We start from the raw sequence: 23,214 nt of genomic DNA, 5'->3' as shown, positions 1-23,214 counted from the left end.
ATGTGATGGTGCCTTAAAGCACCATCACTCCAGCCACTCCTTTGTTTTACAAAATAAGCACGCAGCCTTGAAGAGGTTGAAAGTTGATTGTTCCCCAGGGAGCGAGTCAACCTGTGCCTAACGCCTGAAACTTATCAAGGACGACGCTGAATAGAAGTAATACCCCAGACTGGGCTGGTGGCGTAGACCTCCTGCTCAAGCGCTAAAAGACAGATAACAAAAAAAGGTGACAACATGCCCTACAGCGACTTCTTGCATAACTGCCAACTATTATCGAAATCAAAAATCGGCTTCGCGATAAAGCGCAGATCAGCAGTTGGTCATTTGGCCATGTGCATTCAAGCCTGACTAGCCAGTTCGTCTTACCTAAGAAAAGTGGTAAATTATGTCTATTAGTACGCATCCAGCTTCAACCATTTCTTCGAGCACAATAAAAAGCTTGAACATGAGCATGCCTCGCAAAGCCGTGGTCGCAGCTGCATTAGGCAACGCGACGGAATGGTTCGATTACGGAATCTATGCTTACGGGCTCACCTTCATCTCAGCCGCCTTGTTTCCTGGCTCTCAATCTGAAGCCCTTTACTTCGGCCTGGCAACATTCGCTATCTCGTTCCTCATTCGACCACTTGGCGGTATGTTTTGGGGGCCGCTAGGTGACCGAATTGGCCGCAAGCGTGTGCTGGCCATGACTGTCCTAATGATGTCTGTAGCAACATTTATTATTGGCATCCTGCCTACTTATCAATCGGTAGGCTGGATAGCACCTGTAGCGCTTATCGCGCTGAGGCTCATCCAAGGTTTCTCAACTGGCGGTGAGTACGGTGGAGCAGCTACTTTTCTAGCGGAATACGCGCCTGACAAGCGGCGAGGTTTTTACGGTAGCTTCCTGGAGTTTGGCTCCCTCGCAGGTTTTTCACTCGGCGCTTTGGTGACCTTGAGCGTATCGGTCGTCATTGGAGATGCCGCCATGTACGAGTGGGGGTGGCGCGTTCCATTCCTGATCGCAGCTCCTCTGGGCGTCATCGCGGTCTATTTGCGCACCAGGATCGAAGACACCCCTGTGTTTCTAGAGCTCGAAAAGAAGATGGCAAGCGAGCCTGTTCGACCGAAGACTTCTATTGCTGAAATTTTTGGGAAATACAAAAAGGCAGCATTGTCGCTAGGGGTTTTGGTAGCAGCACTGAACATAACTTATTATATCCTGCTGGCATACATGCCGACCTACATGCACAAGGAAGTTGGGGCGAGCGAGAACATGTCATTGCTTGCGCCTCTGGTTGGAATGTTGGCCATGATGATGTTCATACCATTTGCGGGGCGAATCTCAGATGTGGTCGGCTTCAAAAAAATGTGGTTCTTCTCGCTTATAGGTCTTTTCATTTTAGCGATTCCAATGTTCAAGCTCATGTCTACAGGGCTGACGGGGTCAATGATAGGATTTGCAGTGCTAGGAGCGTTTTTTGTCCCTCAGCTTGCCACCATTTCCGCTATGTTCCCGGCAATGTTTCCAACCCAAATCCGGTATGCGGCGCTGGCCATCGTTTACAACATTTCGGCATCTATTTTTGGCGGAACAACACCACTGGTATGCGATCAATTTATTAAATTCCTCGGTTCACCTGACGCACCTGCCTACTACATCATGGTTGCATCAGCACTTGGGATTATTGCGTTGTTCTTTGTGATCGAGACTAAAGGTTGCTCGATTCGCGGGGATGGAATACCTGGGGCAAAATAACCTAATAGGCAGATGGTATAGAGCCTGGGTGCTAATCAGCACCCAGGCTGTTGCGAAGCTCCATTCCTCCGGGCAAGCCGACCGGCTACGTCGATATAAGCAGCAGCGCTCCACCCTTCCTTTTTATTCTTATCTCACCTCTTGGCATCTGGCCCTGATAACAGTGTCTTCGCTATCTCTTGCCCTTAATCAAAGCTGTGCGGTAAAGCGCAGTTTACCAACGGAAAAAGCTCAAGGCGCGCAGGGATTAAACGTTATTGCCCTCTCTTTCGCGTCATAACGCAGTATTTCATCAATCATATAGTTGCCGGCAACATAATCCACTGGGGGCGGCAAAATACATCCGAAAGATTGCTTGTGATTTTCAGTGATTCTAAGCGTTTTAGCTGAGCTACGTTATTTATTCAGCGAAATTCACTTTTGGCATCTGGTTACACTGGCCGCATCGCGCACTGCGAGAAGAACAAAGAATTTTAAATTACGAGGTGCCTGGAATGCGTGTACTGATACTTGGTAGCGGCGTCGTCGGAACTGTCAGTGCCTACTACCTCGCTCGAGAAGGGTTTGAAGTCGTCGTGGTAGATCGCCAAGACGGCCCCGCGATGGAAACAAGCTTCGCAAACGCAGGGCAGGTTTCTCCGGGGTATGCCTCACCTTGGGCAGCCCCTGGAGTGCCATTGAAGGCCATTAGATGGATGCTTCAGCAACACGCACCTTTAGCGATCAAGCCAACGTCTAGCCTGGATCAGTATCGTTGGATGATCCAGATGTTGCGTAACTGTAATCCGGCAAGCTATGCAGTCAACAAAGAACGGATGGTTCGAATTTCCGAATATAGCCGAGACTGCCTGGATGAACTCAGGGCTGAGACTGGTATATCTTACGAGGCTCGCCAACTCGGAACTACGCAACTGTTCCGCACTCAAGCTCAAGTAGATAATGCTGCTAAGGACATAGCTATCCTGAAACAGTCAGGCGTGCCTTTCGAGTTACTTGATCGCGACGGAATTGCTAAAGCTGAGCCGGCGCTCGCAAGTGTTCGCGATAAGCTAGCAGGGGCTCTTCGCTTGCCAAATGATCAGACCGGTGACTGCCAAATGTTCACGCGGAAGTTGGCAAAGATGGCCGAAGAGCTTGGCGTGGAGTTTCGTTTTGGATGTAATATTGACCGCCTCGAATGCTCTGGAGATACTATTTCCGGCGTATGGATCGACGGAAAACTCGAAGTAGCCGACCAATATGTGCTGGCGCTGGGAAGTTACAGCCCCCATATGTTAAAGCCGCTGGGCATCCAAGCACCTATCTACCCGCTGAAGGGATACTCCCTTACGATTCCCATCACCGATGCAAGTATGGCCCCCTCATCAACCATTCTTGATGAAACCTACAAGGTCGCTATCACACGCTTCGATGATCGAATCCGTGTTGGTGGCATGGCTGAAATAGCGGGCTTCGATCTGTCACTGAACGCTCGCCGCCGAGACACGCTTGAGCTTGTTGTAGGCGACCTTTATCCAAAAGGTGGGGATCTCACCAAAGCTACGTTTTGGACAGGGCTACGCCCAGCAACGCCTGACGGTACTCCGATTGTAGGTAAAACAAAATACCGCAACCTGTTCCTCAATACCGGCCACGGGACTCTAGGCTGGACGATGTCTTGCGGCTCAGGTCGATTGCTGGCCGATTTGATGGCAGGAAAAAAGCCAAAGATCAGCGCCAAAGGCCTTGATATCTCCCGTTACTCCAACCAAAAGGAAGCCCATAATCATGGCAATCCAGCGACTGCACTCTAATAAGCGCCTGAGCAACACCGTTATTCACAATGGCATCGTCTATCTCGCAGGCCAGTTGGCGAACAACCACGATGCCGACATTCGCACTCAAACTGCCGAGACCCTGGCGAACATTGACAGGCTTCTTGAGGAGGCCGGTAGTCACAAGTCGAAAATCCTCACAGTGACTATCTATCTGAACGACATCACCACCGACTTCGCTGCCATGAACGAGGTTTGGGAAGAGTGGGTCGCGGAAGGTCAGGCTCCTGCGCGAGCCTGTGTTGAGGCGGCTATGTTCAAGCCAAGCCTGCTCGTTGAGATGTCCGTAGTAGCAGCAATCGCCTGACGCTTAAAAGCGCACCCGGCAGGCGCCTATCCAGCCTGGTAACAGGTCAGAGGCGCTCGCCGGGCACCGCTAAATCGATCCAGGAACAAACTCATGAACCACGTGCTTGCCGACATTAAAGAGTTTCAACAAGAGCTCATCGCTATCAGGCGCGACATCCACAAACATCCCGAAACCGCTTTCGAAGAACATCGCACCTCACAGCTGATCGCCGACCGGCTCACTCAGTGGGGCTTGGAGATTCACCGTGGACTGGCAAAAACCGGGGTCGTTGGAACGCTCGTTGGACGCTCGCCAGGAATCACCATCGGCCTGCGTGCCGATCTCGATGCACTCAACATCGAGGAGCACTCCCTGCGTGACCACAAATCAATTCACGAAGGGAAAATGCATGCGTGCGGGCATGATGGCCACACTGCAATGCTCCTAGGGGCGGCACGCTACTTTTCTCTAAATCGAGATTTTCCAGGCATCATCCATTTCATCTTCCAACCTGCCGAGGAGGGCCAGGGGGGCGGACGAGTGATGATAGAAGAAGGCCTATTCAAGCTTTTCCCCTGCGATATGGTGTTCGGCATGCATAACATGCCTGGCATTGCTGCTGGCGACTTTGCGATCTGCCCAGGCCCCATAATGGCTGCCAGCGACACATGGACGGTTACCTTCTCAGGTTCAGGTGGCCATGGCTCTATGCCGCACCTGGCCACCGATGCAACGCTCGCAGGAGCGAACTTCATCACCGGCATCCAGTCGATCATCTCTCGCAATGTGGCTCCATCCGACTCTGCCGTGCTCAGCGTCGGATACGTGCACGGCGGCCACTACAACTCAGCGAACGTGATTCCATCGTCGGTTGTTGTCCGAGGTACTGCTCGAAGCTTTTTGCCAGAAACCCGTGACCTGCTTGAGAGACGTATGACCGAGATCTCTCAGGCATGTGCAGCAGCGAACGGGTGCGAAGTCGAATTCGAATACCTGCGGCGATATCCGCCCGTGATCAATGCAGCAGTCCAAACCGAGCTGGCTGTCAGCGCGGCAGGCCTAACTGTTGGCGAGGGGCGTGTGAACACTGAACTTAAGCCACTGACCGCAGGCGAGGATTTTTCCTTCATGCTTCATGAGGTGCCAGGGGCCTACATTTTGATCGGGAATGGCCGAGATGATGGGTACGCTGCCAACATTCACACGCCTGAATTTGACTTCAACGACTCGATTCTGGCAACCGGCTCGGCCTACTGGGTCAACCTGGTCAAGGTTGCTAATTGCTAGCAGTTCATCACATGTCTTGAAGCCAGGATTTAGTCCTCGGTTGGTGAAGCTGGTGTTTCCAAGATCCTTTGGTAAAAACCCAGATCCAGCCACTGACCGAACTTGAAAGCAGCCTGCTTGATCACCCCAGCCTCAACGAAGCCGAGCCGTTCATGCAGTATGATGCTGCCTCGGTTGGTGGTATCGATCCCTCCTATCATCGTGTGAACGTCACGTGCGATAGCCTCGTCTATGAGTTTCTGCATTAGAAGCTTCCCTAGCCCTTTGCCACGGGATTCATGGTGGATGTAGACCGAGTGCTCGACGCTGTATTTGGAGGCGGGCCAGGCGCGGAACGTCCCATAACTGGCGAAACCGAGAAGCTTCCCGGCATCGTCTTCAACGCCAACCACCGGGAAGTCGTTCCGTCGCTTTACCTCAAACCACCCGATCATGGATTCGGCAGTCCTATGCTTGTAATCGTACAGGGCCGTGGAGGTCAAAATCGCGTGGTTGAAAATCTCCAGTATCGCGGCTGAATGCCGCTCTTCGGTACAACGCACCAGGTTGTTCATATGCTCTCCAGTAATCCACTATATGATACGATTCGTATCGTATAGGTGATTTCCGCAAAAGAGAAGACATGAAGACGATTGATCAGATCATCGCAAAACAGCTCTCATCGCTCCGTCAGGAACAGCGCCTGAGCTTGGCCGAGCTTGGCGAGAAGGCAGGCGTGAGCAAGGCCATGATCTCGAAAATCGAACGACTTGAAAGCAGTCCAACAGCTGCAGTTCTGGGTCGACTGGCAGCGGGCTTAGGGGTTTCGCTGACCGAGCTACTCACAGAGGAAACTGCGCTTCCTTACTCAATTCTGCGACGTCAGGCAGACCAGCCAACCTGGCAGGACAGCCAAAGCGGCTACATCCACAGGCAGGTCGCGGAACGGAAGGATTCTAGCAGTAGCGAGCTCATCGAAATCGACCTGCCACCGGCTACTCGAGTCGATTACCCTCAATGGCACAGCAATCCCTACCATCAGCGAGTTTGGTTGCTCGAGGGAGCGCTAGAGGTGCTGTACGGTGACGACAGATATTCGATGCAGCCTGGTGATGTGCTTGAATTTGCGGTCGATAGGTCAGTGAGCTACATCGCTGACCAGGACGAAGGCTGCCGCTACCTACTGAACCTTTTGTATCAATGAACTCAGGCTACTCCAGCCACACTGACGTGAGCTCCAGCGCCAACCCACGACCTTCGTAAATTGCTCGCATGGTCACTACTGGCTCCCATAGTACCCACGAGCAATATGGGGCGATACTTTAGCCACTTGGCCCAGTCTTCCGATCAGCGATCCGACTTTGTGTAAGGAATTTCCTCCTATGCTCCACTCCATCAAGGCCGGTCGCTATCAGGCCACGTTTTCTCGAAGTGCTTGCGCCTGGTTGATGGTCGATGGCATAGGCGTGGAGCAGTGGGTCGCCCAGCACTTGGATTACGAACAGGCGGCAACGCTTGGGCTGTCGCTGATTTGGCTGCTCGATGAGGATGAAGAAAAGCTAGCGAAGCGCCGATTCATTCCAGGTGAAGACGGCACCTCGACACTTGTGTCACTACTGGTTTGCTCGGACGACATGGATTTCGACTGCACGGTGCTCATGGTTGAGCAGGTCGTAGCCGATGGCGTCGTCACCTGGGCACGGTTCGGGATGAGTGTCTCGGGCGGGCTTGAGGTAGGAGCGCAAACGAGATGGATGACAGGCTTCCAACCTGTGTCTTTTGCCGTTTCTGACTTCCAGCAAGCGCTGCAGGACTTCGAAACGATCCTTGTCACTCCGACCACCTGACTTGATCTTTGGCTCGTCAATAGACGGGAGACGAAGCTACATCACGCTTGGAATTTCTCAGTATCCAGCTTACCAATACAGCGGCGCTGCTTTCCCAGTGGTCACTCCCACTGATCATTCGCGCTTCGTACTTGGGAGAACGCTTCATTTACGGTAAACCGTCCAGAGCTCGTCGATACGCGTTGAGAAGCCTTGACTCATCATCTCCCGGCGCATGCCCCAGCTAGGATCGACTGGCACACTCGCCAACCGCATCGTTCCCCTACCCCACCGGCCATTCACCGCGTCAAGCACGCCCATAAGCCTCTCACTGACGACTGGCTGAGCAACCGCAAACAGATCACCTGTGATCTCGTTACGCTGGCTAAGGTCGAGCAGAAGGACTTCAGCCTTGCTGTAGCGGAAACTATCTCGGTAAACCCGCTCCACACCTTCCTGCGCAGCTTTTGTCAGCAAACGCGTTAGGGAAACTCCGAGCAAGTTGCCCATCAGCCGGAAATGGACGGCTTGGGGATGCCGAAAAACCCGATTTTCAGCCGCTGATTATTGGATAACCAAGGCAAAGCCTTGGTTATCTGGACTCACGGGCGCACCTCTCCCGCAGCAGGCAATAATTGCCGGCGCACCATCCACAGATTCGACAGGGCAAACAGCGTGGTCAGTTGCGCCGTGTTCTTGGCCAAGCCGCGAAAACGAGTCTTTACATAGCCGAACTGGCGTTTGATCACCCGGAACGGGTGCTCCACCTTCGCACGCACTTGCGCCTTGGCCTTTTCGATCTTGCGCTTGGTTTGGTAGAGCACGCTGCGTTTGTTCAAGTGTTTGTAGGTGCTGCGGCGGGCAGCGACCTGCCATATCACCTGCCGTCCCTCGTGTTCTGGCCGCTTTTCCACGCCTGTGTAACCCGCATCCGCACACACGACATTCTCGTCGCCATGCAATAGCTGAGCGACCTCCGTCACGTCAGCTACGTTCGCGGCGGTGCCATGAACGTGATGCACCAGACCCGATTCAGCATCCGCGCCGATGTGGGCCTTCATGCCGAAATAGTACTGGTTGCCCTTCTTCGTTTGATGCATTTCAGGATCGCGCTTGCCTTCCTTGTTCTTGGTCGAACTGGGCGCGTGGATGATGGTCGCGTCGACAATGGTGCCCTGGCGCAACGACAGGCCCTTGTCTTGCAGGTAATTGTTGATGGTTTCCAGAATGCCGGCTGCCAACTGATGCTTCTCCAGCAGGTGCCGGAAGTTCATGATCGTCGTGTCTTCGGGGATCGGAGCGCTGAGCGTCAGACGAGCGAACTGGCGCATCGAAGTGATCTCGTACAGCGCCTCTTCCATGGCGGGATCGCTCAAAGAGAACCAATTCTGCAGCAGGTGAATGCGCAGCATGGTTTCCAGAGGATAAGGCTTGCGGCCACCGCCAGCCTTTGGGTAGTGAGGCTCGATCAACGCCACCAGTCCACTCCACGGAACCACCTGCTCCATCTCGGCCAGGAAACGCTCGCGACGGGTTTGCTTGCGCTTGCCGGCGTACTCGAAATCGGAAAAGCTCATCTGACTCATGGGATGGCGGACTTGTAGAAGGCAGTTGGACGGAGGGCTATTTCAGCACAGGTCAGACGGCCTGTGCTGACTTGATCGGAGAATCCTTAGTAACTCGCGTTCATAGCGTTGGATCTTTCTAGGCTCAATGAGTACAAGGTGTAAGCGGCTCGAACAGAATTTCATGAGTAGGCGCGGCCAAGAACGCGTGTGCCGCCTTATAGGCGAACAGCTTGCGGTGAGTCTCATTGCTCCAGGTATTATAGGCCTCTAATGCCCGGCGAAAGATGGTGCGCAAACGAAGGAGCATCCGTGTCTCCAAGCAGGCTGACGGCTATGAAGTATTCATCTACCGAAGACTGAACGATCGATCTCGGGTCTGGGGGGAAGGTGAACTTCCGGTGAGCCTAATACGAGGATTTAGATGATAGCTCACGACCATCTTCGCCTGCGAACGATTTATCCACCATGTAGGAGCTTCGCTTTGCTGTCGATCTGTGGTTCAGCAACTTGGATTACGTAGCCTGGCTACCGTCGCTCCACTGCACTGGCCCCATCTGTCACACCAACTCTGGTTCATGATTTGGATGCCGGAAAAGCCTCCGGTAGTCACCTGATTGTACCCTCGTGCGATGCATCAGCTTGCCAATAACCTGAGTACGTTCAGCTGGCAGGCCATAAAATCGTTCTGAGGAAATTTTCTCAGCATTAGATTTTTTGGCCTGAGTCATATATAGACAGAGCTCTATTTAGCAGATCTATAAGATCGGCTAAAGAGTTTGCTTCCAGTTCAGCCTCTCCGATTTTTACTCGCAGTGATCGCTGACTACCCGCCGCCAGCCAAGTAGCAATTATCTTCCAGATCTCGGGCGCCACTGCTTGGGCAAACGGCAGAAATATTTGGCGTTCGCCTGAGGAGAGAAAGGCCACATCACTATCAGTTATCGATCCATCAAAGCAGGAATAATTTGAACTTTGAGCATTGAAAAAATTGAGCCAATCCACCGAGCCACTCTCTTCTATGCTTGGACTCAGTAAGGCCAGATGAATACCATTTAATCCTTCCAAAACCGCACCACCCCATAAAGCTATCGAACTAAGGTATAAAAAACAAACACCTACCACGCAGCTCATTATGCCTATCAAGCAAAACTACTAGCATACCGCACACACAATGGAAACACAGAACAATTCATATAAACAAGAAAATTAGGCAACATTAATTTTTAAATAATAGATTTTTTCCATGAATCTCTTCCTTGGAAGCCAGTAAGTTTTTTAATTTTGATAGCGGCAAGGGTCTTGCATACCAATAGCCTTGACCATAACTGCAACCATTCTGCTGTAAAAAACATAGTTGCTCTTCATTCTCAATCCCCTCAGCCACCACCTGCATGCCGATACTCTTTGCAAGTATAAGCGTAGCTTGCACAATTGCACGGTCAAATTCATTTTGCGGTAATTCGCTAATGAATGCCCTGTCAATTTTCAAACGATCTATGGGTAGCCTTTTTAGGGTTCCCGGTGAAGAGTAACCAGTACCAAAATCATCCATGGAGACTTCGACACCGATATCATGCAGGGCCAATATTGTCTTAACCGCAAGGGAAATATCGTGAATTGCAATGCTTTCGGTTATCTCGATTTCCAAGCGACTAGCTGGGAGCCCAACTCTTCTTAGAGTAGCGCTTACTTGGCCAATAAAGTCACTCTGCAAGAATGAGTTGCTACAAATATTGACTGCCACCGGCACATCTAGTAAGCCCTCAGCAATCAACTCCTTGTTGTCGCTACATGCACGTTCAAGAACCAGACGGCTGATCGCCGGCATTAATCCATACTCCTCGGCCAGCGGAATGAAATTGGCTGGCGATATTGTGCCATAACTGCCATCATGCCATCTAATTAACGCTTCGAGACCAGAGGGGCGATAGGGTGGAGCCAATTCAAACTGTAGCTGATAATGCAACTCAAATTGATTTAGCTCAATAGCTTTTCTTAATCTCCCTACAGTGCGAAAAGTGCTTTCCATTTTATCGCGTAGGTCAAGACGAAAGAATCGTATGCAGTTTCCACCTTCTGCCTTTGCCTGATACATGGCAATGTCCGCATCATTGACCAGTTGATCGCTGTTTTGACTGTGCCCTGGATGTAGGCTGATACCGATGCTTGCGCGAACTCTAATTTCAATACCTTTAATATCAAAAGGCTTTGAAAGAGAGTCAAGAAGTCGTTGACCTAACCTACGAGGCGCATTACGCTCACGCGACTGAATCGAGGCTACGAGGAACTCATCACCCCCCATACGTGCTAGCAGGTCGCTCTTAGTCAAATTTTCTTGAAGTCGCTGCGCTAAGTTGCTAAGCAAGCGATCACCGACATCATGATCATAATGGTCGTTGATCTGCTTGAATCCATCTAAATCAATGAAAAGCATGACCAGTTGCCACTCACCATTCTCACAAGAAAGCATTAGATCTTGCAACTTTTCATGAAGATTGTTCCGGTTCACGCAACCGGTTAGACTGTCATGAGTTGCCATATATGTGATTTGTTCAATCATTTGCTTGCGAGCGGTTATATCGTGACAGATCCCAACATATAACTGCTGCTCGCCGACACTTAGCTCACCAATACTCAAGTGCATTGGGAATAAGCTACCCTCCTTTCGCTTACCTACTACTTCTCGCCCTTTTCCAATAATTTTCTTTTCACCAGTCTTAGTGTAGGCGCGCAGGTAGTCATCGTGCTTGCTAGAGTCTGGATCTGGCATAAGGATCGAGACATTACTCCCGATAAGCTCTGTGCGGGCAAAACCAAAAATTTCTTCTGCCGCCGGATTAAGAGCATGAATTATACCGGTGTTATCGATGACTATCATCGCATCCACGGCCGCTTCGAAAATTGCAGAAGATAAGTCCCCCAGCGAGAGCTCTTGAGGCTTAGATTCACTTGTTGTGATGAAGGTTTTCATTGATGCAATCTATCCGTTGAAGCGCTCAACCAAGACATGTAAAGCATGCGCTGTGTGTTCTAATTCTTTGCCAGTGTTTGAGGACTGCTTAACAATGTCAGCATTTTGGTCGGATACTTGTGCGATTGATGTGATCTGGCGCGATATATCTTCAGCAACATGAGCTTGTTCCTCGGAAGCGGATGCCATCTGCTCGCTCATCTGATGAATGTTATTGACAGCCAAGCTGATTCCATACAACGCACGCTGCGTATCAATAACCTGCTCGACTCCTGTCTGCGCCTCTTTACTCCCCTGGTGGGCAATACTTACTGCTTGGCTGGCGACTTGCTGGAGTGAGCTAATTATCTGCTGGATAGTCTGTGTTGATTCTTGTGTCTTTGATGCAAGTGCTCGCACCTCGTCTGCCACAACAGCAAATCCTCTACCTTGTTCGCCGGCTCTTGCAGCCTCAATGGCAGCATTCAGTGCCAATAGATTAGTCTGATCGGCGATTGCTCGAATCATATCGGCGGCCTGCTGGATTGAGGAAGTTTCTGAGGCTAAGCGCTCTACCGATTGGCTAATCGCCTGTACGGTAGATGCAAGCTTCTCAATTATTTCTCTTGTTTTCTGTGCCTGATCTGCTCCAGTCTGACTAAGAATATTGACTTGGTTGGCCTCCTGTGCAGTATTGTGTATGTGCACTGATACTTCACTGATGGAGGCTGCCATTTCATTCATCGCGGTTGCAGCCATATCTGCTTCATCTCGTTGAAGCTGCAAAGCCGTGTCAGCCTGTTGAGCTAAATTTCCACTTTCCGACGCTAAATTAGCAGTTTGATTGGCATAATCGCTGAGGCGGTTTAATGCTGTGCGAATCCTAGCACTCTCGCTGATCAAAACCATGTGGAGTTGAGCAACAGCACCAATCTTGTCAGTGTAGGTACGCGCAATCAATTCGCTGTCAAAACTGCCATCTGCGATATCACGAAGGCCGTCAAGCGTTTTCTTTTCGTGACGAGTAGCCATCGCTTGAAAGGCAAAAAATAACAGACTGATGCCACCTAAATTAAGCCAATAGTTGTCACCATACAAAATAGCAGCGGTTAATCCAGTAGCCAGGATTGGCATACTAAAGTAACCACCAATAAGATGAAGCCTATCACTTATAGTGACATTAGACTGACCTGCACTTAGGCGCTGGTAAAGATTAATAGCACGCCCGACCTGCTCTCTATCAGGTTTTACACGAACCGATTCAAAGCCAACTGTTACTCCATTTTCCAGAATTGGGGTAACATAAGCATTGACCCAGTAATAATCGCCGCTCTTGCATCTATTTTTAACGATACCCATCCAGCTTTTACCGGACTTAAGGTATGACCACATGTGCGCAAAGACGGCCTCGGGCATGTCGGGGTGACGGACAATATTATGTGGACTACCTATTAACTCGCTACGACTGAACCCGCTCACAGCAGTGAACTCGTCATTGCAATAGGTCAGATTCCCATTACTGTCCGTCGCGGATATAAGACGCTGTTCTGCCGGAAACTCTCGCTCCCGATTGGTTACTGGTAGATTTTTCCTCACGAGCACACCCTAGAAAAGTTTGAGACTTTTTGATTATCAATATTTAACTAGCTCTGCGATCCTAACAACCAAATAGTCCATTACCACCCTGGCGCAGTTGGATAACGCATGATGATTCGAGTAGGCTGCAATTAGCGGCTCCCCAATTGAAACGTAATCTGGCAACACCCTTACTAACAATGATCCTTTGACTGAAGTGCATACCGTATTTATAAGCGCGATACCCACCCCCTGCTCTGCAGCATTAGTCAAAGCTGGAATGGATTTGCTAGAAAACCTGGTACGCATTTCAATGACATGGGGATCGCTGCCGTCGACCCGATGAATGGATAAATAATTTTTAAGCGTGCTGTGCATGCAAGTATGCATACTCAAGTCATCGGGGTGCTCCGGAACCCCATTGCGAGATAGGTACTCGGCACTTGCAAAGAGTCCTTGAGTTGAACCGCATAGCTTTCTAACAATGTAAGTCCCCCTCTTTAATTCTCCAAAATACAAAAGAAGATCAATTCCATCCTTCACAAGGTCGGGCTCTTCGTCAGACACAACAATCTCAACTTCAAGCTTTTGGTGGATTGCTAGTAGCTTGTAGAAAAAATCATTCGCTGGACAGTCAAAAAAACCCGATGGCACTTGGACTCTAACCTTGCCGACAACACCACTAATGGCGGACTGCAGTGAGTCAATGGAAAAATTCAAGCTATCTATACAAGTGCTGCATTGCTCAAACAAGCGCTCGCCGTCGGCCGTGCAGCGTAGCGATTGAGTTGAGCGAAGAATTAGAGAGGTTCCGAGCTGTTTTTCGAGGCTTATCAGTCTCCGGCTCAACGTGTTTGCTGGTATCGATAGTTTCTTACTTGCCTTTGAAAGGCTTCCAGAGCGAACGATCTGAACGAAAAGCGATATGTCATTGAGCATCAAATCGCGCTCTCCGGACGGTTGCTCTCATGCCTAAAAGGGGGCAGGCCGACATTGTGTGACTCCGTTCGCAAAACTTATTATCAGTTGGGTTATATCGCGCTAATGTTAGTATGATATCGCGCGATCATTTTTAGCGGAACACGCACCTGTGGATAGGCGACGTCCATTTATGGACGACCGGTACTAGGGAGGGCAGTAGCTAGTATTTATTGGATCCAAGTTTGTCTCGGCGACGCAATAATTGCAATTTTCTCTTGCAAACAATTACTATTTAATTCTTGACTGGAATCGCCTGAGCGAATTTTTGCTGCTCATTAGAATTGAAACTCCCACTCTTCTGCAGGCAAGTAAAATAGTTATTATATTTTCTTTGAATACCCTGCACCGAGCAGATATATTAGACATAATATCCATCTTGGATTCACAGCAGCGATTAGTCAGAGCTTTATTGTTGCGCAGACCGCCCTAAAAACACCAAGCATATTAGTGCAGTAGAAATTATCAGCCGAGAAGAAACTGATTGCGGGATTGTGACCGACGGATTTTGAACCATGTTGCTTCTAAAACAATAAGACCTCTTGACAAAAAACTTAAGGACTTTCGGCAAGCCGCTGTCAAGGTGGGGCTTACTAGAATTAGTATTATATCTCGGTCACGGGGAGACGATAATTGCGGGCTGCACATAGCCCGAAAAATATATGTCTGTAGCATTTTGTCGTTTTTGGAGACGAAGCGCCTGCTGGCAAAATATGTATCATTAATTTCCAGCTGATTTAGATTTTTTTAAATAGCAAGTGAGAGGGCTCGCTCGTAGTTCTATCGCGTGTCAAATCGAGAGAGCACGACAAACCGGTATAAATTACTCTTAGCGCTTAGCTTAACGGTCACTTTTTGCGCTCACATAACCTCCGACTGCTGGCAGAGCCGTGGCGCTTCGCGTATTTAACTGGCATTTCAGAAAGCCACCTTATTGCGATATAAAATTTAATAATAGCCGAATCCTGGCGATTGATTACCGAGTATGGTTTTGTGTTTTTCGCGACTCTATTACACCCATTAACAATCTCAACGTGCATCAATATCTATCATGACAGAACTGGCCCAGTTGAAGATGTAGCCTGCAGCTATTTATTATAGATAGAAAAAACACTAGCTATAGGCACTCCCTAGAAGCAGCCGCACTTGCAGGTAAGACTGTATCCGCTTGGGGTTGTTGTGCCGGCAATGGCCAAATTTCCTTCGCTTAAATTACGCCGAGTAATCCAACAATCAATCTTGAGGGGTCACCTCCAATTACCAAGCCTTAGGTCGTCGAATACTCTCACCTTAGGACATTAAAGTCGTCTCCGTGGATGCGTTTGTGAGCCTTACCACGCATCGGCAGATCTGAAGCTTGGTTTCGGAATCTCGTCAACCGCTATTCTGTATTTTCCAAAAAGCACTCAACTTTCACTTTTCTCGGCTGCTATAGCACTGATCCCTCTTTTGGATCGCGCCCTTTACCTGTGCTTAGCATGCGTTTGAAAAAAGTCTAATCAGTTGACTTGGATCAAGGCTTTAATCTCTTTTTTGACAACCTAGGGAATCTCCGAACAAGCCTTCAGTTATGCGAGAATCCCCGCAACACCTGATCCGAGCCGCCCATGAGCCAGATGAGCTTTTCCGACTTTGAGTACGCCGGCAAGCGCAAGCAAACCCGCCGAGAGCGCTTCCTCGCCGAAATGGATCAGGTGGTGCCCTGGGCAGGCCTGCTGGAGCTGATCGAACCGTTCTACCCCAAGGCCGGCGGCGGTAGAAAACCCTATCCTCTGGAAACCATGCTGCGCATCCATCTGTTGCAGAACTGGTTCTCCCTGAGCGACCCGGCCATGGAGGAAGCGCTCTACGAAATCACGCCCATGCGCCAGTTCGCACGCCTGACGCTGAGCGCGCCAATCCCCGAAGACACCACGATCATGAACTTCCGGCACTTGCTGGAGAAGCATCAGCTCGCACCGGCAATCCTTGCGGTCATCAATGGTTATCTGCAGGAAAAAGGCCTGTCGCTGCGCCAAGGCACCATCGTCGATGCCACCATTATTCATGCCCCCAGCTCGACCAAAAATAAAGAAGGCAAGCGTGATCCCGAGATGCACCAGACCAAGAAAGGCGGTCAGTATTTCTTCGGGATGAAGGCGCACATCGGTGCCGATGTCGAGTCCGGCCTGGTGCATCACGTCCATGGCACCGCTGCCAATGTGGCCGATGTCACGCAGGTGGCTGAACTGCTGCATGGCGAAGAAAACGCCGTGTATGCAGATGCCGGTTACACCGGTGTCGAAAGGCGCGAAGAGCATGAAAATCGGGGGGTGATCTGGCAGATTGCAGCGCGTCGCAGCACCTATTCCAAGCTGAACCAGCGCAGCGTACTGTACAAAGCCAAGCGCAAGATCGAGTTCTGCAAGGCTCAGACACGGGCCAAGGTCGAGCATCCGTTTCGCGTGATCAAGCGGCAGTTTGGTTACGTGAAAATACGTTTTCGTGGGCTGATGAAAAACACGGCTCAGTTGACCACGCTGTTCGCCCTGGCAAACCTGTGGAGGGTTCGAAAACAGCTCATGGGTATGGGTGAGGTTCGCGTTTAACACGGAGAACCGGTCGAAAAAGCTCTCCGTACATGATTTTTCGGTCACTTTTCGTCCAATGACGCTGTAGGTGCCTGGAAAATTGCAACTTGCCGCGGCTGCACGACAAGTTGATCGGAGCATCCCTAGCTACCGTACGTCGTTCCGCCCTAAATGGCGTGCCCACTCCTCGATTGGATCTGCACATGTACACATAAATCACATCGTACCAACCGAACTAGCGACAGCGTCCATTGTCTGCTTGCTCAATCAGCCAACCTTTACGAGACGATGAGGCATGTCGACTGCGAACAGTGTCATCACCCAGATTGATTTACACAGTGCCGGCACGCTTTCATTCAGCGAGATTGATCCAAGCTTCCTCCCTTGGGTTAGCTCCTCGTATACGGGAGCCACCGTAGCGTATGAACTCAAACGCCTAACATACTACCGGGCCAAGAGGTGGCTTCTTTTTTTATACCCGCTCTAGGCTTTGGGTTGTTTACCTATCGCGACACGGCATCTCTCCAATCCCTGTGGATAGGCGACCACAGCTTTGCCCACAAAACTCCACCGGGAACAAAATAGGAGAAAAGGTAGTCACAATGTCAGCCAAGCGTTGACCAAGCCATGGCTGCGCAGCGCATGTAAGACCATCGATTTGATTCAAAATCGCTGGGAGCCCCCCTAAAGGCCTGCGTTAGGAAGATGGTCGTCGCGCCATCGCATCGGTCGCAGAAGTAGTCCATATGAGCGTGAACCAGGATAGCGGTATCAGGATCCATCATCCGACACAGCCAGCAGGTGCTGAAACGCGAGATTAATACTCCTGCATTTGGTCAGGGAGGGAGTAGTTGATGGGGTCGACCCTTCAATTCTGAATGCTGTAGAAGACATCGTTGAGCTCTTGCCATGTCAATGTGCCACTATCATCGCCGAAGGCTTCAGCGTCTTTCAAGCCCAGGATCATTTTTTTGACAAAATGGCTAGTAGCGCCATGAATCGGTCGCGGTAGGGATGGCAGTTACCTGCCACCCCCCGCACAGATCCGTACGCGCGGAACTACAGCATACGGCTCCTGCCTTGGGTGCGTGACGCGAAGCGATCCTCAGGATACGGGTGTGCATTCTTTGGGCTCGGTATGTAGTGATCTGTGAGCAACCCGAAGCGAGACCATTGCAGCCGATTTCGCTGGCTGCGTCGCCCGAGAGTCTGACGCCAATATCGGCATATGGCCTTCCTGAAGCCACTCAATAGCTTCAAGTTTCCTGGCACCGCGTGGTAATTGAAGTAACCACTCACCACCCGAGTGAGCCATTGCCCTTGAGCCCGGATGGGTTCATGACGTCGGCGCTTCAGCTCATCCCGAATAGCCAGCAGCGTCGCACGCATTCGCTTCTTGACCGTCAGGCGCAGTATTTGAAACCCACCGCTTCTGTTGGTACTACAACAGTGCGTGAAGCCCAGGAAGTCAAATGTCTCCGGTTTACCTAAGCCTCGCTTCCTACGATTTCTCGCAGCAAAACGACCAAACTCAATCAGTCGTGTTTTCGAGGCATTGAGGGACAATCCGAACTTGGCCAAGCGCTCCTGCAACTGCACCAGAAACTGCTGAGCCTGCCATTGCGTCCTGAAACCCACCACGCTGTCATCCGCGTAGCGCACAACGATCACATCGCCACGGGCATGTCGCTCGCGCCACTGCCTTGTCCACAGATCCAGCACGTAGTGAAGATAGATATTCGCCAGCAACGGCGAGATCACCGCGCCTTGGGGAGTCCCCTTGGTCGCAGCCACCCTACGGCCATCCTCCATAACACCCGCTTGAAGCCATTTGCAGATAAGCCCGAGCAGGCGCCGGTCTGCAATCCGGTGTCCCAGAAACATCAGCATCCATTCATGGTCGATCTCATCAAAGAACGACGTGATATCCGCATCCAATATCCAGTTCACCTTCTGGCCCTTGAGCGCGACCGTCAACGCGTCCAGCGCATCGTGCTGGCTACGTCCCGGCCGAAACCCATACGAGAATCCTAGAAAGTCTTCTTCATAGATCGCATTCAAAACGGTAACCACCGCCTGCTGTACGATCTTATCCTCCAGAGAGGCAATGCCCAGCGGACGCTGCCTGCCGTCGGCTTTGGGAATATAGACCCGCCGCGACGGCGTTGCCCGATAGGCTCCACTGTGAAGCCTTGCGTGCAAATCGGTCACCCGCTGGAGAAGATCCTCCTCATATTCTCGCCACGACATGCCGTCCACGCCCACTGCTGCATCGCGGCGAAGTGCATAGAAGCTCTGCGCCAATAACTGCGGTGTGATGTGGTGCAGCAATGCCGTGAACTGCATGCCCTTGTTCCTTCGGGCGGCTTCACGTACACCTTCAAGTCCCGTCGACGCGCAACTGATCCGGCTCAGTGTCCGGGGCGCGGGAGGCCTGTCGGTGTTTCCCTTGGCTACGTCCCTTTCCTCCACTATCTCCGCAGGGCTTGGCCCTACGTTCGATGGCTTCTCAGGTACTACGGACGTATCCGACTTCTCAGCGGCGTGGACAGCAGGGTTACGGCTTTTGGCCTTTCCTGCTCCGCCCGGTGCTTGCGCACCGGGCACCGCTGAGATCTCCCAGTTTCTGTGCGAAGGACTTCCCGACGTGCACAGGGTCTCCGACCGCGCGGGATCAGAGCATGACTGGCGTATAACGCCATGCTCCGTATTGCCTTCTGCTTCGCTTAACAGCATCGGCATCCCGGATTCCTGATTACGCGGCTCAATGGCTGGCCCATCGGTTTCCCCTGTCAACGCTTCACCCTGCACCTCACGGTGCAACATGCATGACTCGGGGTCTGGTTGATTCGCCATTTCTTACCAGTATCGAACTTTCATCGACTATCCTCCGCCAGCTTTAACTGGCGCACTAAGCGTCCGGCGAACTCACCTTCCGAACTCCAGCTTTAAGGGCGATGGTGTCAGCGTATTTTTAAGCAGACGCGATCACCCTTATCGCCAGGATTTCCATGCGCCAACGAAGCTCTTATCCGAAACCGTTCAAAGCCCAGGTCGTTCAGGAATGCCTGCAACCTGGCGCAACCGTGTCCAGTGTCGCCCTCAGCCCCGGTATCAACGCCAACGTCATCTGCAAATGGCTTCCGCTCTATCGAGACCAAACCGCGACAACTTCGCTACCGGCCTTTGTGCCACTGAAGGCTGCCCCTAAACGGCTAGTTGAAGCGTCAGTGATCAGAAAGCGTGGAGCCTCTTAACTCGGAGTAACAGATCAAACTGGACGCTACTTTGAAAAATCGATCACTGAGCTTTCGACATCCGGCTTGCTCCTAATGATTTTCTTCTCCGCATACCAAGCTGCCACGTTCTCGATATGTTTGGTTTGATCAGCCCCGACAGCAATCAGCTCTGAGGTGCTGGTTTCACCCAGCTGCCGAGCAACTTCCTATTTGTTTGGCCCAAATGCGACCCGCTTCCTGAGGGTGCTCTCGAGCCCAAGCATTGGTCGATTTGAGCACATCGAATACCGACCTGACCACGCCCGGGTGACCAGTGATGAACTGCCGGCTGATGAAGTAGCCTGCCGCATTCTCCGACCCGAGCTCCTTCCCATTGACCAGTATCCTGCCGTTGTAATTCTTCACAGCAATCGAGAGATACGGATCCCAGGTCGCCCAAGCGTCAATGTGTCCAGAGGAAAAAGCAGAACTGCTGTCCGTTGGCGTGAGGTACTGCTTGCTTACTGCGTTTTCATCCACGCCAGCAGTCTGAAGCGCCCGGGATAACAAATACTCCCCGGTACCACCCCGATTGGCTGCGACGGTCTTGCCTTTCAGGTCGCTTACCGTCCGAATACCCATCCGAACTGAAGCATAATCAAGTTCTCATAGGGCCTCATGGACAGGTCGTAAATGGCCTGTGCCTCGTCGGCAAAACGAACGACAGGGTCAGGATCTCTCAGCGTACCAACTGCGACAAAATCTACGCCATGCCCCTGGCTGTGGATTTTATCAATGCCAGCTTGAGGCTTTGACAAATGGGGCATGATCAATTGAGTCCAAAAATCGATGGTGTCGTACACTTTCGCGGAGTTTAGGTCGTAGGAATTTGTCATTGACAAACGAAGATTAATTACTGCTTGGACTAAGCTGGCGGCGATTTGATGAGCCTGGCAGGGCGTATACGCTAGTCGAAAGTCATGAAGCCACGTATCAATCAGGCCGGCGCTGGTAAGACTCACGGAGGTCTTGTATCTTTCATCAGTATTTGGAAAATTGAAGGCCGAGGTAGCTTGGAATGAAGCGGTGGCTTTGCGCTTGCTTTGATTTATGATGCACTCAAAAAATACGCTTACCTACCAAAACGGTTCGTTCTGAGAAATCTTGAGGATAAACTTGAAATTTCTTCGAAAAAATTCAGAGCCTGTGGCACACATTGCATGGCCGACAGGAGGGATGGCTCGCCCCACAAAACGCAGACGAAAAAAGCCCCATTTAAGGGGCTTTTTTACACGCCTCTAGATATCCAATATCTTTGATAGCGCCTCTCCATGGAGATCGGAGGTCTTACACACAAGCAGTGTCCGTGAGCGCCCCACTTCGAGATGACGAGAGTATATTGGAAATTTTATCCATTCGTCAAATTTATTATTACTTACAAATACTTATAAGAAGTTCACCTCCTCCCTCAGGACAGAGATGCCGGTCTCCAGGATAACCTGGCAGCCTGCACTCTGATCCGGCCACGTGCTCTCCAACGATCACTGACAGGGGATATGTTCAAGGATCAGCTCTGTATTTGCTATGATACCTCTGCCAATGGCGCTCACCCCTTCGAAGTATTCAGGCACGATCATGACGCTTACAGATGCAGTAATTGTCCTCCTTCTAGCCGAGAGAGTTCATGGCACAGATGAGGCCATACGAAAGTCAGCGAAGAATGTGGCCAAGAAGCTACCGCGTAGCAAGCGCGACCTTATGTACCACATTGCTGAAAGCCAAAGGCCTTCAGAAATGATACGGCACATAGCCCTAGGCTTGGACGACTAGCAGCTTCCGGCCAAAACTCCCCCAAGGAAAGACTGAATCCGCTAGGATCTCATCCGGCGCACACGATTTTGTCCGACTGGCACACACCTCTCAAGGCAAGCGGAGCGCGCAGGCCAGGAGGGCCGAAGGCGAAAAGGATGGACGCCCGCAAGGGGCGAGACTGGGCGGAACGCCAAGGCTCGGTTTACGACAGCCTGGCCGCGAGGCGGCGCGCCCGAGCCCTTAGCGTGGCTTAAAAAGTACATCCATGTCTTCACTCATTCCCCCGGAAAACCCATCGCCCATGCGGAACCGGAACGGGTATCCTTTTGATCTGAACCGAAGACTTGGGGTGGGACGGTGTCGAATCAAGACGAACGACTTCAGCAGGTAGCTGATTACATAGAAGCCATCAACCAGGCTGAAGCGGAAAGAATGCCCCAAGAATTGGCGGCCCTCCAAAAAATGGCGAACGAGACGCTCTCTCCTCCACCTCCTATCGACAGCTCAACCATCGAAGCCATCAAGTCTTTCCAGGCAAGCTATGTCGGCACCCAAGCTCTGTTAGATAAGGCCCGAGTGACTAGCTCTCTGCTTGATGAATCCTATGGACGTTCCCTAAGCCAAATTCGGGAATTTGCGGACAAGGCCATGGCGCCTGCGGCTGCAGCGATGCGTGCGATGGAAGGCCTTTATCCAAGCAAGCAGATTGAAGCCATCACGCGACTAACCTCCGGCCCATTATTTCAGCCGTTGGGTGGCATTTCAGGATTGCATCTCCCCAGCTTCGAGAGCGCGGCTACCCAAGCGATGGAGAGAATCTCAAGCCAGATTCGAGCCCTAGACGGACTGAAATCATTCCGGAGTATTTGGGCAGAAAATGAAGCATCCCAAGCAAGATTGGCGAGCTTCGCACAGATGCACAGCTTCACTGAAGGATTAGCAAAGCTGCACGCTACGCCGAAGTACAGCGAAATGATGAAGCAGGTGGCCATGCTTGCAGAATCTCCGTTGTTCGAGGCACTCGAGCGTACGTCTGCAAGCAAGCTGGCCAAACTCTTTGAAGAATACGAAATAGTCGAGCAGACAGCCCTGGTTCGGGAGCCGGCAGCGCGCTATGACGTCAAGCCCGTCCAGGAAGCTTCGCTACAGACAGAGATTATCGATGCTCTCGAAGGCAAGGAGGATCGCAAGCCGCTTACTCCTGCCGCGTTCCTCCTGCTCTGCTACATTCTGGGCTTCCTTTCCGGCACAATGGCACTTGTAAGTCAGTGGAAAGACTTCAAAGAGGGTCTGTGTGATCTCAACGATCTCACCCTTCAGTCAGAGTCTACCGCAGAGGCCCAAAAGTGGGTTCGTTCCACCATGTGCCATATGCCCAAAAGCGCCAAAGCACGTGTGAGGCTCGTGGCCAGGGACAACGTAAACCTTCGCTACTCGCCAAGCATGAAGGCCGAGGTAATCATGCCTTTGAAGCAGTATGCCGTGCTGGAGGTTGTAGACTCGAGCGACAAAACCTGGCTGGAGGTCATTTACAAGCACGAAGGCATTGAGATCCAGGGATGGGTATCTAGGAGCATGGTTAAGACAATCCAGTAGCCATAAAAGCGCCG

18 protein-coding genes and 1 pseudogene are annotated in these 23,214 nt (G+C 51.3%); 9 read left to right on the top strand and 10 right to left on the bottom strand.

Translation table 11 applies throughout. The features are described from left to right. Positions 1-445: 445 nt before the first annotated feature. From D8767_RS11565 to D8767_RS11550, 4 genes are all read left to right on the top strand, one after another. Positions 446-1,738 (top strand): MFS transporter, encoded by a 1,293-nt coding sequence (locus D8767_RS11565; protein ID WP_104148364.1) that lies wholly within the window; start codon positions 446-448, stop codon positions 1,736-1,738. A gap of 494 nt (positions 1,739-2,232) precedes the next feature. Next, the gene (locus tag D8767_RS11560) at positions 2,233-3,531 is read left to right on the top strand and encodes a D-amino acid dehydrogenase (RefSeq protein ID WP_023048456.1); all 1,299 of its coding nucleotides are present in this window, start codon (positions 2,233-2,235) and stop codon (positions 3,529-3,531) included. Then, the gene (locus D8767_RS11555) at positions 3,506-3,859 is read left to right on the top strand and encodes a RidA family protein (RefSeq protein ID WP_010955143.1); all 354 of its coding nucleotides are present in this window, start codon (positions 3,506-3,508) and stop codon (positions 3,857-3,859) included. The genes D8767_RS11560 and D8767_RS11555 overlap by 26 nt, the downstream gene beginning before the upstream one ends. 93 nt (positions 3,860-3,952) lie before the next feature. Then, a complete protein-coding gene (locus D8767_RS11550) occupies positions 3,953-5,128 on the top strand; it encodes a M20 aminoacylase family protein (protein ID WP_023048457.1) in 1,176 nt (391 codons plus the stop codon). 29 nt (positions 5,129-5,157) lie between these two features. On the opposite strand, the gene D8767_RS11545 is transcribed toward D8767_RS11550, so the two are convergent. Beyond that, positions 5,158-5,682 (bottom strand): GNAT family N-acetyltransferase, encoded by a 525-nt coding sequence (locus D8767_RS11545; RefSeq protein ID WP_023048458.1) that lies wholly within the window; start codon positions 5,680-5,682, stop codon positions 5,158-5,160. A gap of 68 nt (positions 5,683-5,750) precedes the next feature. Here D8767_RS11545 and D8767_RS11540 point away from each other — a divergent pair, with 68 nt between their 5' ends. Both D8767_RS11540 and D8767_RS11535 read left to right on the top strand, forming a co-directional pair. Further along, positions 5,751-6,311, top strand: coding sequence for an XRE family transcriptional regulator (locus tag D8767_RS11540; protein ID WP_029886620.1), 561 nt, complete (start codon positions 5,751-5,753; stop codon positions 6,309-6,311). Positions 6,312-6,489: 178 nt separating this feature from the next. Then, complete coding sequence (locus D8767_RS11535; protein WP_029886619.1) at positions 6,490-6,954, top strand: hypothetical protein; 465 nt, start codon at positions 6,490-6,492, stop codon at positions 6,952-6,954. Between the two features lie 144 nt (positions 6,955-7,098). Here the strand turns inward: D8767_RS11535 and D8767_RS11530 are convergent. The 6 genes and pseudogenes from D8767_RS11530 to D8767_RS11505 form a co-directional block, all read right to left on the bottom strand. Beyond that, a pseudogene (locus tag D8767_RS11530) lies at positions 7,099-7,416 on the bottom strand (DUF4113 domain-containing protein); the annotation flags it as partial. A 119-nt stretch (positions 7,417-7,535) separates the two neighbouring features. Then, on the bottom strand, positions 7,536-8,519 hold the full coding sequence (locus D8767_RS11525; RefSeq protein WP_121757667.1) for an IS5-like element IS2000 family transposase: 984 nt from the start codon (positions 8,517-8,519) through the stop codon (positions 7,536-7,538). A gap of 687 nt (positions 8,520-9,206) precedes the next feature. Next, complete coding sequence (locus D8767_RS28700; RefSeq protein WP_134792786.1) at positions 9,207-9,632, bottom strand: hypothetical protein; 426 nt, start codon at positions 9,630-9,632, stop codon at positions 9,207-9,209. 85 nt (positions 9,633-9,717) lie between these two features. Next, positions 9,718-11,472 (bottom strand): bifunctional diguanylate cyclase/phosphodiesterase, encoded by a 1,755-nt coding sequence (locus D8767_RS11515; protein WP_122048299.1) that lies wholly within the window; start codon positions 11,470-11,472, stop codon positions 9,718-9,720. Between the two features lie 9 nt (positions 11,473-11,481). Beyond that, on the bottom strand, positions 11,482-13,047 hold the full coding sequence (locus tag D8767_RS11510; RefSeq protein WP_031312112.1) for a PAS domain-containing methyl-accepting chemotaxis protein: 1,566 nt from the start codon (positions 13,045-13,047) through the stop codon (positions 11,482-11,484). A 36-nt stretch (positions 13,048-13,083) separates the two neighbouring features. Beyond that, positions 13,084-13,965: a LysR family transcriptional regulator gene (locus tag D8767_RS11505; protein WP_063977457.1), complete on the bottom strand. Its 882-nt coding sequence runs from the start codon at positions 13,963-13,965 to the stop codon at positions 13,084-13,086. 1,646 nt (positions 13,966-15,611) lie between these two features. Here D8767_RS11505 and D8767_RS11500 point away from each other — a divergent pair. Next, complete coding sequence (locus D8767_RS11500; protein ID WP_003117291.1) at positions 15,612-16,592, top strand: IS5-like element ISPa41 family transposase; 981 nt, start codon at positions 15,612-15,614, stop codon at positions 16,590-16,592. Positions 16,593-17,633: 1,041 nt separating this feature from the next. Here the strand turns inward: D8767_RS11500 and ltrA are convergent. Then, positions 17,634-18,920, bottom strand: a complete 1,287-nt coding sequence (ltrA, locus tag D8767_RS11495; protein ID WP_023048465.1) for a group II intron reverse transcriptase/maturase — start codon at positions 18,918-18,920, stop codon at positions 17,634-17,636. 665 nt (positions 18,921-19,585) lie between these two features. Here ltrA and D8767_RS29600 point away from each other — a divergent pair. Next, positions 19,586-19,831, top strand: coding sequence for a transposase (locus tag D8767_RS29600; protein WP_081259055.1), 246 nt, complete (start codon positions 19,586-19,588; stop codon positions 19,829-19,831). Between the two features lie 165 nt (positions 19,832-19,996). On the opposite strand, the gene D8767_RS29595 is transcribed toward D8767_RS29600, so the two are convergent. Then, positions 19,997-20,434, bottom strand: a complete 438-nt coding sequence (locus tag D8767_RS29595; protein WP_023048466.1) for an ABC transporter substrate-binding protein — start codon at positions 20,432-20,434, stop codon at positions 19,997-19,999. Then, positions 20,416-20,814 carry a hypothetical protein gene (locus tag D8767_RS11480; RefSeq protein WP_063977458.1) on the bottom strand — a complete coding sequence of 133 codons (399 nt, stop codon included), beginning with the start codon at positions 20,812-20,814 and terminating at the stop codon, positions 20,416-20,418. Before D8767_RS11480 ends, D8767_RS29595 begins: the two co-directional genes overlap by 19 nt. A 1,147-nt stretch (positions 20,815-21,961) precedes the next feature. Here D8767_RS11480 and D8767_RS11470 point away from each other — a divergent pair. Then, entirely contained in the window at positions 21,962-23,200 is a 1,239-nt protein-coding gene (locus D8767_RS11470; protein ID WP_031312115.1) for an SH3 domain-containing protein, read from the top strand. Positions 23,201-23,214 lie beyond the last annotated feature (14 nt).

Source organism: Pseudomonas sp. LTGT-11-2Z, assembly GCF_003691445.1.
GTDB classification, from domain to species: Bacteria; Pseudomonadota; Gammaproteobacteria; order Pseudomonadales; family Pseudomonadaceae; genus Aquipseudomonas; species Aquipseudomonas monteilii.
The sequence above is the reverse complement of the archived record's forward strand: the minus strand, read 5'-3'. Positions and strand labels throughout refer to the sequence as shown.

What these genes read in the sequence shown, in the direction of transcription:
- D8767_RS11565 (WP_104148364.1), top strand. Translation starts at nt 446, where the DNA reads ATGAGCATGCCTCGCAAAGCCGTGGTCGCAGCTGCATTAGGCAACGCG.
- D8767_RS11560 (WP_023048456.1), top strand. Translation starts at nt 2,233, where the DNA reads ATGCGTGTACTGATACTTGGTAGCGGCGTCGTCGGAACTGTCAGTGCC.
- D8767_RS11555 (WP_010955143.1), top strand. Translation starts at nt 3,506, where the DNA reads ATGGCAATCCAGCGACTGCACTCTAATAAGCGCCTGAGCAACACCGTT.
- D8767_RS11550 (WP_023048457.1), top strand. Translation starts at nt 3,953, where the DNA reads ATGAACCACGTGCTTGCCGACATTAAAGAGTTTCAACAAGAGCTCATC.
- D8767_RS11545 (WP_023048458.1), bottom strand. Translation starts at nt 5,682, where the DNA reads ATGAACAACCTGGTGCGTTGTACCGAAGAGCGGCATTCAGCCGCGATA.
- D8767_RS11540 (WP_029886620.1), top strand. Translation starts at nt 5,751, where the DNA reads ATGAAGACGATTGATCAGATCATCGCAAAACAGCTCTCATCGCTCCGT.
- D8767_RS11535 (WP_029886619.1), top strand. Translation starts at nt 6,490, where the DNA reads ATGCTCCACTCCATCAAGGCCGGTCGCTATCAGGCCACGTTTTCTCGA.
- D8767_RS11525 (WP_121757667.1), bottom strand. Translation starts at nt 8,519, where the DNA reads ATGAGTCAGATGAGCTTTTCCGATTTCGAGTACGCCGGCAAGCGCAAG.
- D8767_RS28700 (WP_134792786.1), bottom strand. Translation starts at nt 9,632, where the DNA reads ATGAGCTGCGTGGTAGGTGTTTGTTTTTTATACCTTAGTTCGATAGCT.
- D8767_RS11515 (WP_122048299.1), bottom strand. Translation starts at nt 11,472, where the DNA reads ATGAAAACCTTCATCACAACAAGTGAATCTAAGCCTCAAGAGCTCTCG.
- D8767_RS11505 (WP_063977457.1), bottom strand. Translation starts at nt 13,965, where the DNA reads ATGCTCAATGACATATCGCTTTTCGTTCAGATCGTTCGCTCTGGAAGC.
- D8767_RS11500 (WP_003117291.1), top strand. Translation starts at nt 15,612, where the DNA reads ATGAGCCAGATGAGCTTTTCCGACTTTGAGTACGCCGGCAAGCGCAAG.
- ltrA (WP_023048465.1), bottom strand. Translation starts at nt 18,920, where the DNA reads ATGCAGTTCACGGCATTGCTGCACCACATCACACCGCAGTTATTGGCG.
- D8767_RS29600 (WP_081259055.1), top strand. Translation starts at nt 19,586, where the DNA reads ATGCGCCAACGAAGCTCTTATCCGAAACCGTTCAAAGCCCAGGTCGTT.
- D8767_RS29595 (WP_023048466.1), bottom strand. Translation starts at nt 20,434, where the DNA reads ATGGGTATTCGGACGGTAAGCGACCTGAAAGGCAAGACCGTCGCAGCC.